Source organism: Xenorhabdus bakwenae (genome assembly GCF_030272115.1).
Classification (GTDB): Bacteria; Pseudomonadota; Gammaproteobacteria; order Enterobacterales; family Enterobacteriaceae; genus Xenorhabdus; species Xenorhabdus bakwenae.
The window spans coordinates 703,667-719,216 of the sequence record NZ_CP119194.1 but is presented as its reverse complement, the minus strand read 5'-3'; the positions used below and the strand labels follow the sequence as shown (position 1 = coordinate 719,216).

Genomic DNA, 15,550 nt, shown 5'->3' with positions numbered 1-15,550 from the left:
TCTTACGCGCGAAGCCCCCTGCTTTCAGGTGCTAAAGTAAAAAAAGAAACGAAAAAAGGCTAACTTTATCATTTGTGTTCTTTCTCCTGTACCTTCTTGCACTCACTAATCGCAATCTTAACCACAATACTCTCTGATCGCAGATATTATCTAATCTCTTGGAGAAAAGTAAAAGAGGGAGCAAGCTCCCTCTTTTAACCTGACTTATGCCAGAGCGCCCTTCGCTTTTTCAACCAAAGCAGCGAATGCTACTTTGTCGAATACAGCGATGTCAGCCAAGATCTTACGGTCGATTTCAATCGAAGCCTTTTTCAGGCCATTGATGAAACGGCTGTAAGACATGCCGTTCTGACGTGCAGCAGCGTTGATACGTGCAATCCACAATTGACGGAATTGACGTTTACGCTGACGGCGGTCACGGTAAGCGTACTGACCAGCTTTGATAACAGCCTGGAAAGCAACACGATAAACGCGCGAACGAGCACCGTAGTAACCTTTCGCTTGTTTCAAAATTTTCTTGTGACGTGCACGGGCAATAACACCACGTTTTACGCGAGCCATATACTTCTCCTATCGTCTCTGAGTTCTAATCTAAAAAAATCTGCTTATGCGTATGGCAGACAAGCAACAACCAGGCCCAGATCACCTTTGGAGACCATGCCTTTTGGACGTAAGTGACGCTTACGCTTGGTTGATTTTTTAGTCAGAATATGACGAAGGTTAGCGTGCTTACGCTTGAAACCGCCACTTGCAGTTTTTTTGAAGCGTTTAGCTGCGCCGCGTACTGTTTTAATCTTTGGCATTTTAATTTCCACTTCGCATTGTTAATTACAACGAACTAGTAAGGCGAATGGACTCCAGCCATAATTAACTGGAGTCCATTACTTGTTTGCCTGACTATTTCTTCTTAGGAGCGAGCACCATGATCATCTGGCGGCCTTCAACCTTCGTTGGGAAGGATTCGACCACAGCCAGTTCATTCAGATCGTCACGGATACGGTTAAGCATCTCAATACCAATCTGTTGGTGCGCCATTTCACGCCCACGGAAACGCAGGGTGATTTTGGCTTTATCGCCATCTTCCAGAAAACGAATCAGGTTGCGTAGTTTGACCTGATAGTCGCCTTCATCTGTACCAGGACGGAATTTAATTTCCTTGACCTGAATAACTTTTTGTTTCTTTTTCTGTTCTTTGACTGACTTACTCTTTTCATAGAGGAACTTGCCGTAATCCATAATACGACAAACCGGCGGTTCGGCATTTGGGCTGATTTCAACTAAATCAACACCAGCTTCCTCAGCTTTTTCGAGAGCTTCCCTCAGACTGACAATACCAATCTGTTCGCCATCTAATCCAGTTAAACGAACTTCAGACGCGCGAATCTCTTCATTAATGCGATTTGGGCGCGCCGGTTGAATTCTTTTTCCGCCTTTAATACCTTATACCTCCAATTGGTGAAGATTACGACTGCGTATTTCTGTCAGCAGTTTTTCTGTAAACTCACTGATTTCAATGCTACCTAAATCTTTGCCGCGGCGAGTACGAACGGATGCTTTTCCTGATTCGACTTCTTTGTCACCACAAACAAACATGTAAGGCACACGACGCAGAGTGTGTTCACGGATTTTAAAACCAATCTTCTCGTTTCTCAAGTCTGCTTTTGCACGAATGCCTGCATCTTGAAGTTTTTTAACCAATTCCTGTACATAATCTGACTGGCCATCAGTAATATTCATAACGACGACCTGCTGAGGTGCCAACCATGTTGGGAAAAACCCAGCATACTCTTCTGTCAGGATACCAATAAACCGTTCCAGTGATCCCAGAACCGCACGGTGAATCATCACAGGAACCTTGCGTTCATTATTTTCACCTACATATGACGCACTCAGGCGTGCTGGCAGTGAAAAATCGAGTTGCACAGTACCACATTGCCACGCACGATCCAAACAATCATAGAGAGTAAATTCAATTTTAGGGCCATAAAATGCCCCTTCACCCGGCTGGTATTCAAATTCAATACCATTTTGGATTAATGCTTCAGCAAGATCCGCTTCTGCTTCATCCCACTGTTTTTCCGTACCAATCCGTTTTTCCGGGCGTGTTGATAATTTAACAACAATCTTCTCAAAGCCAAATGTGCCGTACACATCATAAATCATTTTGATACAGCTACTGACTTCTTGAAGGATCTGATCTTCAGTACAGAAAATATGCGCATCATCTTGCGTAAAACCGCGTACACGCATCAAACCATGTAAAGCGCCAGAGGGTTCGTTACGATGACAGCTACCAAATTCAGCCATCCGCAACGGCAAGTCACGATAAGATTTCAACCCTTGGTTGAAAATCTGAACATGGCCTGGGCAATTCATCGGTTTTACGCAATATTCGCGGTTTTCCGATGAAGTAGTGAACATGTTTTCTTTATAATTTTCCCAGTGCCCGGTTTTTTCCCACAGGACACGATCCATCATGAATGGGCCTTTTACTTCCTGATATTGGTAATCTTTAAGCTTTGAACGGACGAAAGTTTCTAATTCACGGAAAATTGTCCAGCCATCATTATGCCAAAATGCCATGCCTGGTGCTTCTTCCTGCATATGATACAGGTCAAGCTGCTTACCAATTTTACGGTGATCGCGTTTTGCTGCTTCTTCCAAACGCTGTAAATAGGCATTAAGCTGTTTCTTATCCGCCCATGCAGTACCATAAATACGCTGCAACATTTTGTTGTCACTGTTACCGCGCCAGTACGCTCCTGCAACTTTTTGCAGTTTAAAGTGATGGCAAAAACGCATGTTAGGAACATGCGGCCCACGGCACATATCAACGTATTCTTCATGGTGATACAGACCAGGACGATCATCACGACTAATATTTTCGTCCAAAATCTGGATTTTATACTCTTCACTGCGAGCTGCAAATGTGTCACGCGCTTCTTGCCAGCCAACTCTTTTTTTGATGACATCGTAATCTTTTACGGCAAGTTCCAGCATACGTTTTTCAAGCAGCTCGATATCTTCCTGTGTCAAAGCGCGATCTAAATCGACGTCATAGTAGAAACCATTATCAATAACAGGACCGATAGCCATTTTCGTATCAGGCCACAACTGCTTAATTGCATGGCCCAACAAATGTGCGCATGAATGACGGATAATTTCCAAACCTTCTTCATTCTTGCTGGTGATAATGGCAAGATTGGCATCGGTCTCAATTAATTCACACGCATCAACCAATTCACCATTAACACGGCCAGCAATACACGCTTTTGCCAAACCAGCACCGATATCACGAGCCACATCCATTACGGAAACAGCATGCTCAAATTGACGTTGACTACCGTCAGGAAGAGTAATTACAGGCATTTAAAATCCTTAATATACAGTGGTGACCCACACGAAAGATCACTTGCATTATATCAAATTCATATTAATTAGTACGTTAGAAACAAATCCTTGCTTCACTCCGCAAGATGTGTACAGATTTAAGGTCACATTTTCAAAATGTATCCGGTACATTTGCCTAACTCGGCCAACATACTAGCACACAGAGTAGGTGTTAAAATAGCTCTGTGAGAATATATTTAAACGATTTCCATGCACGTACACAACTTAACGGAAATGTAAAATGACAATAATAGGTAAAATGGCTGTTTCTATATATTGTATCAAATATTACTAACATAGAGACAGCCTAATATAATTGTCGGTATTAATCACTTGTCATTATTTTATTTCTCCAATAATTACTATGTATCTTTTCATGGGTAACTGGATCAATGATATAATATTCAAAGTAAATCTTTCCTGCCCCTCCAGTCACATATCCCTTCACATCATTAAGCTCTGGTGAATCAATTTTAATGATGACCGTCGACAATTTCCCTCCTGGTTTATCTGGAGCATGAGGAGCAACAACTGGAAATATCTTATTAAAATTCTGATTTGCTGAACTAATATACATTCTTAAATATATTTTTTCACCCCAAAGAGGATAAGAGGGATCATTTTCATCATTAGTACACAAAAATTTTACATATAATTGACACCCACTGACAGCATAATTAGATACATCTCTTTGAGTAATATTCTCATGGTTTGGTTTTTCTTCATCGTCAGAATGTTCAAGTTTAGGATCTTGCTTTATATCAGCAAAACTTGAGAAAACCATAGGCATATTATATGTTCTTTTCACACTATCATCAGGTGAAGTTAGCTCATCACCTATATATGTAACACCTCGAACATATGAATACATACTATTGCCAAACTCGGGTGCTATTATATAATAAAGCATCGAGTCTTTTCCTGATGGGAAAATATCTCTTCTCATTAAGAATGTATAATTATAATTTGCTGAATCCATATTCCCTAAAACATCGGAAATTTTTTTTACCGGAAATATTAATCCTTCTGGATCAAAAGAATCATCTTCCTTTTTTTTATTGAAAAATAAAACATTATCTGTCTTGGATACATTAGGATAGGAATCAATCTCTGCTTCGAAACGTTGACGTCCATCACTTTCTAATGAACCCCCTTCCAGTTCAGGAATATCTGGTGGATTAAGTGAGTTATCATCATTGGGTGGAACAACAGAAATCATATATATGTCACCAGAATGATATTCAGCAACGCCTTCGACTTGACTGATTAAACCCATAATAGCAGGCGTATTTATGACTGGATAGACACGGAATTTTATTCTTCCATTTTCATCACTGGTAATAATGAGTTGAGTTTTTCCTTCATAATTCTTTGGTTTGATAATTTGGTGTTTTTGACCAACCCCATCAGGTTCAGAAGTAATTATGATGTTTCTTTCTATATCCTCATTAATTTCAGAGTAAATATTGACGGGAGTGTGTTTAAGTAATTGACCATTAGTATCGAATAGTGTTGTATCATAACTGATATAATGATCTTTATTATCATCTATATCGTTGCTATTTGGTGTTGCACAAATGCTTTTATTTTTCTTCAATTGGATTGAACTGTTAACCAAATCCCTTGCATAATATGTTATTACCTTATCAACACCTGTGAGTGTAAAATGTATTTCTTCTCCCACGGTTATTGAACCGCTTCCTTTAACAGTGCATGAAATCACCATATTATATGATTTGCTATCCTGTTCAATATTAATTGGTTTGATTATTTTTACACTTTCAAAACCTTTAAAATCCTTCACTCCTATATTAAGTGATTGAGAAATTTTTCCTTTGGGTATTTCTATATCAAGGTAAAATTTTTGACCAATAATAACATCAGCCCCATTTTTAACAGATAAATTTAAATCATCATCTGACAAGATCAGATCTTTATCACTTTCCAACATATTTCACCCCTTTTATAATTCCTTAATAAAGTAATTCTATAAAAATCATTAATCCATCTAAAATAATGAAGTTAACTTATATCAATCCAAGTTTTACCGTCAGGGCAATCATCCCCGGCAACTTCTCCTCCCGGCCGTACTGTATAAACATTGGCTCGCCAGATCTTGCCATAAGAAATATCTCCATAATAATTAACTTGAAAATCAAGATAAATATCCCCATTTTCTATATGGCTAACATTGCTAAAAGGAATACCAAACAGTAATGGTACTGTATTGCCATTATTATCTGGTTGAGTTGGCATTGCCCTTACTTTAGATTGGTAAATGGTATTGGGATAATTATTAATATATAAGTTTAATGTAACCTCAGCACCAAGTGGAACTTTAGTCTTATCTTTATAATCACTCGTTCCGACCATCTTAACGAATAATGCTTCATGGTATGGATTATTGCATTTATTATCTATATCTTTTTCATGAATTGAATCACGGACAATATTTTTGTCATCATTATAACCATAACTATTATAAACTATACAACTATCATATATTCTTGTTAAATCATCAATTGGTTGATTATATCCTCCTCCAGGATATGTTATGCCTTGTGGATATGAAGATCGTGCTGACCCAAAGTTGTCTACAACAGTATAAGAAAAATCAGCAATCTCATTCACCTTAAATATATTATAAGGGAATGTCATATAACTATCATTGCCTAATTCATCCACCTTTTGAACAAGAAATGATTTTTTCACATATTGCTTGTTAATAAAAAATAGTATTGTGTCATCTCTCTTGGCGTCAGGATAATTTGGGATTAAAACGTTAAAGGCATTCAAGTTAGGGTCTACCTGTAAGCTGCCATTATCTTCGCCTATACCAAGTGGAGAAAGATTCAAGTCTTCTTTATTGTTATCTATAATATACACTTTATTTTTTGAAGACATACGATCTGTTACACCCACCATCATAGAATAAACTTGAAATATTACTGATGTTGATTTTTTAGGGTAAATATAAAAGACCAAATTTCCATTTTTATCGGAAGTAATAGAAAAGTATTTCTGATCAGAAGAAAATTTTTTAATTTTGACAGGTTTTTCTTTATCGGAATGATAAATACCAACCAACTCAAAATAAGCATTATCTTTTTCAAGAATATCAACGGAAACATTTGGTAATGGCTTTCCTTCTTTATCTCTGATTAATGCAACCGCCTTAATACAATCACCATGAGGTGGAGCATTATCATAGTCTAGCACTTGGAAAAATTCTTTTTCAAAATATATTGATATAGATTCTTCATCTATTAATAAATTATTTTTCATATCATCCCCTTATTTTAATATTTTTATCTTGTCAAGATATAATAATTGACAGATATTTTATAAAGGATCACATCCATCATTATTATCATTAGCCTGATTTGGTAAGACGGTATTAATTTTGGTAGTCCATTTTTTGCTATATGTTTTAGAACCATCACTATTTTCGATATAATAATCAAAAGAGAGTGTCCCTAACCCTTTGGAGAATGAAGGTCCAGCTCGGTTAATGTCACAGTATGGGATATTAACTACAGCATGGTCTGTTTGTTTTCCCGAATCAACAGTAGGTAGTAACGAGAACTGATAACTTTTATGCGTATTTCTGGATGTTGGTGTTTTAATATAGACATTCAAATATCCCTTGCTACCAAGTTGTGGTAGATTTTTATTATTTTGATCATTAGTTCCCATAATCACCACATATAGCCCTGTCACCCCCTTAGCGCTTTGACCAGATTTTTTATTACGATTTATCATGCTCAAGATGATACCATGCCATTCAAAAGTTTCATTTTCTTCACTATACACATCAATAGGAGGTGTTGCGTGGCTGGTATATACTTTGACTTTATCGTAGACCTCTTCGTTGGAAGGAGCATTTTGTTCACCAATATATGTGAACATTTCTGTCATAGAATAACTGTACTCTTGATTTTCAGGGGCAACCAAATAATAAAGTTTCATTGGTTTATTAAGTGGTAACTGGTCATATGTAAAGTAAAAAGGGATTGTATCTAGACTGGTTATGTTATCAATCCTATATATAGGATTAAGTTGAATTGGTTTGTCATTTTGATTAAATCCTTGCATAAAAAATATTAAAGAATCTGTATCCTTACCATCAGGATAAGAAGCTACATGTACCTCTATGCCTTTAGCGCCTGGTATTTTTTCAACCTTTCCATTTTGTATTCCTGATATTCTAGGGGCATTTGGACCAAATGATGAACTACGTATAGCATTAAAAACATATATAGATGCTGCATAATTAACAGGAGTCACATTCAATATTTGAGTATCAAAATCAATTCTGACCGAAGTATCCCGTACTGGATAAACGCGAAATTTTATATTTCCATGAATATCACTATTAACAGCAAAAAAATCAAAACTACTCTGACTGTGTGTCATGATTTTTTGTGACAGTTCCCCATTTTTTGGTTCTGTACCTATATGCACAGGTGTCTTGCTTTTATCATGAGAAAAAATTTTATCTGGATGCTCAGATGATACCAAAACTTGTGTATTCCTTAATGGATTATTATTACAATCTAATAATTTTCCTGAATATGTAACATATGAACTCCCAGTACCAACAGGGTTATCTTCTGTTGGTGGTTCAATATATTCATTATTAGTAGTTAATGCAATAAGGCTTGTCGGATCCACTCTCTTAGTTGTATACTCTATTTCCAATGGTTTAATTCCATTAATATAACCAGTACTTGACATTGCATGGACTGTATATTTAATTAATGTATCTGATGACAGGTTATTGTTTATATTTAATAAAATTACAGCACTGCCAAAATTTTTATTTTCTGATACCATCCAATTATTCTTATTCTCTACAGTCAGATAACTTTTGTCAGCCTCGATTGAAATGCTATCAATACTAGAAATCAAATTTGAATCAGCAGTAAGTGATACGGTTAAGTAACAGGTTTGTCCAATAATAACATCAGCTCCGTTTGGTATAGATGCGCAAAGTTCACCAAATGCACATGAATTATCTATTAATTCTATATTATTTATTATACTCATTATTATCTACCTTGATATTTTAAATAAAGATAATATCTACATCATCTATATGAATGGATAATGTAGATATCTCTGTTAAATTAATGTTTTTGATCAGTATATATTGAGATAGTTTACTTTTTAATTGCCCTTATCGTCGCAGGGACAACCATCATCATTTATATCAAAACCCGTATTTGCCGTGCCTATTGTAGCTTTCCATTCTTTGCTTTTCGTTGTTGCTCCTTCGTATTTGATTGAGTAGACAAACGACAGTTTTGCCAGCATACCGTCTTCCCACCCCTGAGCACGAGTTAAATCACAATATGGAATCTTCACAACTTGATAGTAATTAGTATTATCTGTCAGTGTGATTGGTGGATAAGATTTATTCTCCTGTCTTGTGGCAGAATTGATATTAATCGTTAAAGTACAAATAGAGTTTAACATAGGAAGTCCCTTCGCATACTCAGTCATATCTTTAGCTATTTTTATCACGACATACAAACCAACTGGATCAGTTTTTGTTATAGTACTATTTTCTTTTACATATTGATTTATCGTATCTAGAGTGACCAGACGATTGTCATACATACGATCATTATCATGTTTATTTTTGAGATCAAACGGTGATGGTGAATAACTGGAGTATACCTCAACGGGTGTATAAACCCCATCATCACCATTGTTATCATCACCACCGGATAGCTCACCAACATACATAAAGTTTGATGACATGGAATAAAGAGAATCCTTACTAGCAGGAGCTATCAGGTAATAAAGCTGCATAGGCTTATCAAGTGGTAGTTGGTCATATGTAAAATTAAAAGGATTTCCATCCAGACTGTCTATATTATCAAGTTTATATATAGGTTTCAGTTGAATTGCTTCATCGTTTGATTCATACCCTTGCATAAAAAATATCAAAGCATCCGTCTTTTGATGTCCAATATACGGAGAAATTCCGACCTGCATACCTTTCGAGCCTGGAATTTTTTGAAGTTTTCCAAGTTGATCTACATTATATATATTTGGTGATATTGGGCCAAGTGGATCATCACTCGTATTCGTGTTACTAAAGATATATACAGATGCAGCATAACTCAAAGTAGTTGCACCTAATATTCCTGTTTTAAAATCAATCCTGCCAGCTATATTTTTTTGGGGATATACACTAAATTTTATATTACCACCATCATCACTATTAATAACAAAATAGTCTATTCCATTGCCTCTACTAGTTGATATTGGTTCAGGTGTAGGGTTACTACTATCTGGCACTGTTCCTATATTAACAAGAGTCTGATCCGGATTGTCAGAATATATTTGATTCGATAATGAAGATACGACTATAACTTGGGTGTTTTTAAGGATCTTTTTTTTATTATCAATAAGTAAACCAGAGTATATAATATATTCCTTTCCTGTTCCTACCTGGTTATCTTCTGTCGGAGGTTGAATATATTCATTATCAGTATTTAATACAATAACAGTATCACGATCAACTCTCTTTACATTATATGTGAATTTCTGCGGTGTGTAATTCGATACTGCTTGAGTCTTTTTCTCGTCAGCCCAAAGATTAACAGTATAAATAATCTCCTTATGCTGTAGTTCATTTAGTTTTTTATCAACCGTCAAACGGATCATTGTATTTCCATCACTACCTCCTGACTCCCATTGTTCTTCTGTCTTCCATGTAACTAAACCAGCTATACTTGGATCAAGTTCAATTGTTACATGTTTAATATTTCTTATTTTGTTTAGCACTCCTGATACAATTATTTTTATATGGCTAGTTTGCCCCACAATAATATCAGACTGATCAGGTATTGTTGCAGTAACAGAGTAATCCTTCTGAGGGGTAACTTTTGCCATAAAGTCTTCTTCAATTTTCATTTTGATACCTCATTAATTAAAATTATTATATTGAGTTACTATTTCAACAAAACACTAAGACAACTGACAATATCAACTAAAATTAGTTTAATTGAGTAATTTTAATTAAGTGTATTGTTTTATGCTTAACAAGCGAATAATAACCGCAAACAGATTAAGCAATCAGTCAAAATTTAGATAATGAAAAATAGTTATCAGCTGATAATCAAATTATATTGACCAAGGAAATATTTAAATTAAAATCTTTTTCTTCATGGAATTATTTAATGCCAATACAAAAAGAGGAATTACATTTTAAACAATGCAAAACAAAAAAAGACAATTAAAAAGAAGATAATCGAGCAGCAACTGCACATTGCGGCCACATATATTTACAGGGCATCGAAGATACTGTTATCTGAAAATATCCCAGCATTAATATGGAAAATATTTTTAGAATATAACAAAAAACCCTACATCTTTACGTTATTAATGGAAATAACTATCAACACAAAGCACATAACCCTGGAGATCATTACTATCAATCACCTGTTTGTTTTCTTTGGTATTATAGATAAAATTTCCGCTATAGTTCTGATTGTTATTCGAATATCGCCCAAAGATGTTTGGAGTCACCGGAGGTGGTGATGTAACATCATCAAGAAGCCCCCAAGAATAGCTGTCTGCAAATTCATTTTGCAAGGAGTAACTGTCAGTTCCTTTGATACCTACATCAATTTCATTAATATTACGCAAAGTTGGTATATCTGGATCCTGACATGAAATATCCTCCTGCTCACTATCCTGTTTCATAACTCCTGGGTGCCTAGTGCTAGGCTGTATGTATTTTTTAATAAAAAAAGAATAGTTATAAGCATATTTAGCCTTATTGGTTCTTTTAATCGTTATAGACGTATCCACCTTAACCTTATTGATAGTGCCCAGAGATATCTCTCCTGTAGTCAGATCTATAGGCCCGACGTTATTAATACCACCACCAAAGCCTTCGGTAGAAATTATTTCTCCTCCTTTATCCAGAATCTTTTTCTTTATCGACAAGTCATACAATTGTGCGTACATATTTCCAAATGTATTACTAGGTCTGCGTTGATCTTCAAATATTTTACTCTTCTTAATTGTTACATTATCAACTTCTTTGGTATAGACAGCAACTCCCGCGGGTTGCGATACTACATCAAAAGCAACTTGTTGATTTTCCGGACTAGACGTCGTTTTCCCCCTTCCTGCCGGTACTTCTAATTTTACAGTCAGGCCGTCAGTAACTTTCCCATTATTAATATCACCAATACCCACCTGACTGCTTAGGTTAGCCGTAATTTGACCATTTTTGACTATATTATCAGGTTCAATTTTCCATTCAGCCTGACCGTTATAGGTTTCAGGTTCAGGATCCAGAATCCATTTAGCATCTACCTGATATCCATTGGATAGTGCTGTACCATCAGCCTTAACCACTTTCGCCGTATAGGTATAATATCCACCACTCCCCCCTCTATGGGATGGCTAGGGTCAAACGCAACATCAAGGCTGACTATCTTCAAATTTTCCGCTTCAAAATCCACAGCATCAGCACATTGTTCTGTTTCAGAGATCTCAACAGACTTTTCATCAACAACGACAAGACACACGATGGCACCTGCTACTACCGGATTTTTCTCGTTGCTCAGTAATTGAACTTTTAATGTACCATCAGCTTGAGCGGTCACTTCCCCTGTCTCTGATAGCCAGGTGGTATTTTGCGGAACACCACCTGCCTGTGATTTTAACTGCCACTTAAATTTAATCTCTTGCTCTGTATAAGGTGTTGTGCCATCAATATCAACTACATGGGCAGTATAGTGATAAGCGTGTTGCCCATCCGCAGGAACTGTGTTGGTTTTTTCGGCAACAGAGGGTTTCTGAATGGTTGGCCATTTGAACTCCACATCCACTGACTTCGCTGTTTCAACGCCTTCGGCAGCAGCCTCTACTGTCACTGTTTGAGCCTGCGTACTGGTCAATGTTGTGGAAGCACTCCCATCACCCTGAGTGGTACTGATTGTTGGATTCAGTGTTACCCCTGCCTGATTGGGGTTTTTTAGGGTCCAGTGAACTTGCTTATTAGGCTCCGCATTGTTACCCGTCGCATCCTTGACGTTAACGGTCAGGGTATAATTTTTACCCACCAATATTGGGCTTTGTGGTGTCGGTGTTATTGACACCTGTTCCGGTTTAAAATCTACTCCCTGCTTTGCCAGAATCGGCGGGTATTTTCCCACCGTGAGTGAAACGACCACCCCATTGACTGCCTTGGTACTGGTTAAGGTTGCCGTTAATTGTCCTTTGTCATCGGTTGTCTTATCTGATTGATCCAGCGTGAGTTCAGGCATGTTGGCGGGGTGCTCTATCTTCCACGTCGCATTCGAAATGTTTTTCTTGACAACGGGGTTACCATCAGTACCTATGATTGTCGCCATATAGGTATATTTTTGGTGACTATCTGCCGTGACTGTCCCTGACGGACTGATCCAAATATCCCCTTTAACCTTATAATATTGGCTATCCTCAGTAAAGGTTACCGGAGGTTGTGCAGAAACAGGCTGTTGGTCTTCAATGGACAGTGAAACCGTGACATCCTTGATTTCCACTGTACTGGCTAACGTTGCCGTTAATTGCCCCTCCCCGTTCGTTGTATCCCCACTATGATTAAAAATAAGATACTTATTATGACTTTCATCCTGACCATTGCGCATAATGCTCCACTTCACATTGGTGATTTTTTGGTTCTTCGCTTTATTCCCCTGGCTATCAATGATGACAGCCGTATAGGTATAGGACTTTTTGCCGTTCGCAATCAAAGAGCCAGTTTGGTCTACACTCACAATACTGCTATCAATATGATATTTCGAGGTATCCGCAGTAAAAGAGACGGGCTGTTCTGCTGCCACAGGTTTGTGGTTACCAATAGCGAGCGAAACCGTGATATTTTTTATTTCCACTGAACTGGCCAGGGTTGCCGTTAATTTCCCTTCCCCATCCGTTGTGACTTCACCATTTGATGGATTCCAGATAAGCCCATTCTGGTTCTTGTCCTTGCTCCAATTCACATTGGCGATTTTCTGGTTTCTCACCGGATTGTTATCACTATCTAATACCACAGCGCTGTAGGTGTACGTCTGGGAACCATTAGCTATCTGTAACGGTACTGGCGGTGAAACCTCAACTTTATTGATGTGGAAACTGGCTGGATTTTCATCAAAGCTGACCTCGCCCACTAACTGTGGCGGCTGGCTATTCAGTTGCAGGTACACTTTGACATCTTTATGTGACCGGGTACTGATCAAGACAGGTTTGTGTTTGAAATGCCCATTTTCATCAAGTGCCACAGAGTCCGATGTTTCCCAGTCAATCCATTGCAACCCCGTATCCGGCCCGGTTTTAGGATCGGTTTTCCACTGAACGTGGTTAATCGTGGCATTTTTTATCGGTGCGCCATTGACGGTATCAAAGGTAATCACAGGGTTAAACGTATAGCCATCTTTTTTTATCCCCCGTCGCAGGCAATGGCCCCGCGGGGGTAAAGTAAGCCCCTTCCTGTTTTTTTAGCATAAAGGGCCTGACAATCACGCGCATCGCAACCGGCGCTGATTTTAAATCATCGTCCAATTCAGCCAGGGCATAGATAGGATAATTGTTATTTTGGTTATCGCCGGATAAATAGGTTGGCAGGGTGATTTTTATGGTGTGACCGACGCGGGAAGAGAGTTTTCCCCCGTTTTTTTCAAAATCCGGGTTCGTTGTCCAATGAATCTGCTTAACAAAGGCATCAGTAGATAATTTGACGGTAATCTCGTGCTGCTCCTGACTGTATCCGATAATCGTTTCCGGTAACGACAATTGGGCAATCGGCTTTTTCTGGTGCTCAAGCACAATATGATTATTTCTTTCTACCAGGTCATAACGGCTACCCGCTAATTTTCTCGCTGCCGCCACATTTTCTGACAATAACTGCACACTCAAGGGAACTCCCAGCTTATAGTTAAAATTCGCCAAAAACTGCGTTTCGCTGTGCCCACTTCCCCCTTGTTTATAATCTACCCCCAAAGTAAATAACGGAAATGGCGTGTAAGTCAGCCCTAATTTAGCTAAGTTAGGGTTTTTCTGTTTCATGTCACGATTGAATAAAGTCACGTTATCGCCAAAATACTGCTCATAGGTCAGTTTGGCTCCCAGATTGGGGTATACAGGTAAGAAAAACTCGCCATTAACGTCATAACCGTTGGCAGGACGTTCATAATAACCGACAAAATTCCGTGAATTCTGCCAATCAGTTAAACGATAATAGGTATTAGCGGAAAGTTTAATGTAATCGCCCCAAATTTCTCCGCCCAACCCAAGACGCTGATTTTTGCCTGTCAGGTCGTAATCATAAAAGGTATTCAGGCCGTACATCCAGTTCTGATAAAAATAACGCCCGCCTAACCCAACATTCAGGGTATCCCGGCTATCTTTGTTGCGATAACCCAATTGGGAAAAGAACAACCAATCCGCTTTATTATCATAAAACGGCAGTAACAGATCGAACGAATTGTTTTTTAGCGTTCCCTTTTTATCCAGTCCAAAATTAATTCTGACAGTACCAAACTGTGATAACCATTTTTGTGCGCTGGAAGATACCGTGTTATTAAACTGCCCTATCGCGTAGGATTTGGCTTGCTCTGCCAGTTCTGAAGGTGAAGATGACAGGATATTGCCTGCCATCTGGATGTTTTTAGCAATGACACTTGGAGTATTAAAATCAGCGGAATGATCGTTATTTTTAACTCTATTTTTTTCATGAATACTTAAATTCAATTTTTCTTTACTTAATTCATTAACTCGAACATTTATATTATCCTTGTCATCTGCTTTTTGCGTGTATATTTTTTCAGATTTTAGATGATTATCTGCAAAGGAGTTCGTTATCGTATAGGGTATCACTAATGTACAAAGAAAAAGGAAGAAGATAATGCCCTTACCAATATATGATAACATATACAAACACCTTATAAATTTTGATATTAACTCAGCTTTATAGTTATGCCCATACTTACCCATGAAATGACTCAATCCCACTTCTAATATGATATTAGTTGCATATTTTGTTTTTGCGTTATTAAAAATAGTTATCACATGATAACTATTTTTAATAACGCAATCACTTGAAATAATGATGGTTTTGATTAAACATTAAATATCACCTTTAACTATTTTG

The 15,550-nt window shown here is 37.5% G+C and carries 12 protein-coding genes and 1 other annotated feature (1 of these 13 only partly in view); all 12 genes read right to left on the bottom strand.

Annotation, left to right across the window (positions count from 1 at the left end; translation table 11 throughout):
• Positions 1–75: a sequence feature (Phe leader region), on the bottom strand; it reaches 50 nt to the left of the window's first position.
• Positions 25–72: a pheST operon leader peptide PheM gene (gene pheM, locus PXH59_RS20025; protein ID WP_152669842.1), complete on the bottom strand. Its 48-nt coding sequence runs from the start codon at positions 70–72 to the stop codon at positions 25–27. Its footprint overlaps the feature before it by 48 nt.
• Positions 76–204: 129 nt before the next feature.
• Entirely contained in the window at positions 205–561 is a 357-nt protein-coding gene (gene rplT, locus PXH59_RS04245; protein ID WP_010847342.1) for a 50S ribosomal protein L20, read from the bottom strand.
• A 44-nt stretch (positions 562–605) separates the two neighbouring features.
• Complete coding sequence (gene rpmI, locus PXH59_RS04240; protein WP_006118955.1) at positions 606–803, bottom strand: 50S ribosomal protein L35; 198 nt, start codon at positions 801–803, stop codon at positions 606–608.
• A gap of 94 nt (positions 804–897) precedes the next feature.
• Complete coding sequence (infC, locus tag PXH59_RS04235; RefSeq protein ID WP_072059829.1) at positions 898–1,437, bottom strand: translation initiation factor IF-3; 540 nt, start codon at positions 1,435–1,437, stop codon at positions 898–900.
• Between the two features lie 3 nt (positions 1,438–1,440).
• On the bottom strand, positions 1,441–3,369 hold the full coding sequence (thrS, locus tag PXH59_RS04230; protein ID WP_047771719.1) for a threonine--tRNA ligase: 1,929 nt from the start codon (positions 3,367–3,369) through the stop codon (positions 1,441–1,443).
• A 346-nt stretch (positions 3,370–3,715) separates the two neighbouring features.
• On the bottom strand, positions 3,716–5,341 hold the full coding sequence (locus tag PXH59_RS04225) for a hypothetical protein (RefSeq protein ID WP_285810482.1): 1,626 nt from the start codon (positions 5,339–5,341) through the stop codon (positions 3,716–3,718).
• Between the two features lie 71 nt (positions 5,342–5,412).
• Positions 5,413–6,675, bottom strand: a complete 1,263-nt coding sequence (locus PXH59_RS04220; RefSeq protein WP_285810481.1) for a hypothetical protein — start codon at positions 6,673–6,675, stop codon at positions 5,413–5,415.
• 57 nt (positions 6,676–6,732) lie between these two features.
• Positions 6,733–8,439, bottom strand: a complete 1,707-nt coding sequence (locus PXH59_RS04215) for a hypothetical protein (protein WP_285810480.1) — start codon at positions 8,437–8,439, stop codon at positions 6,733–6,735.
• A gap of 120 nt (positions 8,440–8,559) precedes the next feature.
• A complete protein-coding gene (locus PXH59_RS04210) occupies positions 8,560–10,317 on the bottom strand; it encodes a hypothetical protein (RefSeq protein ID WP_285810479.1) in 1,758 nt (585 codons plus the stop codon).
• A 468-nt stretch (positions 10,318–10,785) separates the two neighbouring features.
• Positions 10,786–11,772 carry a hypothetical protein gene (locus tag PXH59_RS04205; protein WP_285810478.1) on the bottom strand — a complete coding sequence of 329 codons (987 nt, stop codon included), beginning with the start codon at positions 11,770–11,772 and terminating at the stop codon, positions 10,786–10,788.
• Complete coding sequence (locus tag PXH59_RS04200; protein WP_285810477.1) at positions 11,727–13,814, bottom strand: Ig-like domain-containing protein; 2,088 nt, start codon at positions 13,812–13,814, stop codon at positions 11,727–11,729. Before PXH59_RS04200 ends, PXH59_RS04205 begins: the two co-directional genes overlap by 46 nt.
• Before the next feature lie 4 nt (positions 13,815–13,818).
• Positions 13,819–15,330 (bottom strand): inverse autotransporter beta domain-containing protein, encoded by a 1,512-nt coding sequence (locus PXH59_RS04195; RefSeq protein WP_285810476.1) that lies wholly within the window; start codon positions 15,328–15,330, stop codon positions 13,819–13,821.
• Positions 15,331–15,550: the final 220 nt, after the last annotated feature.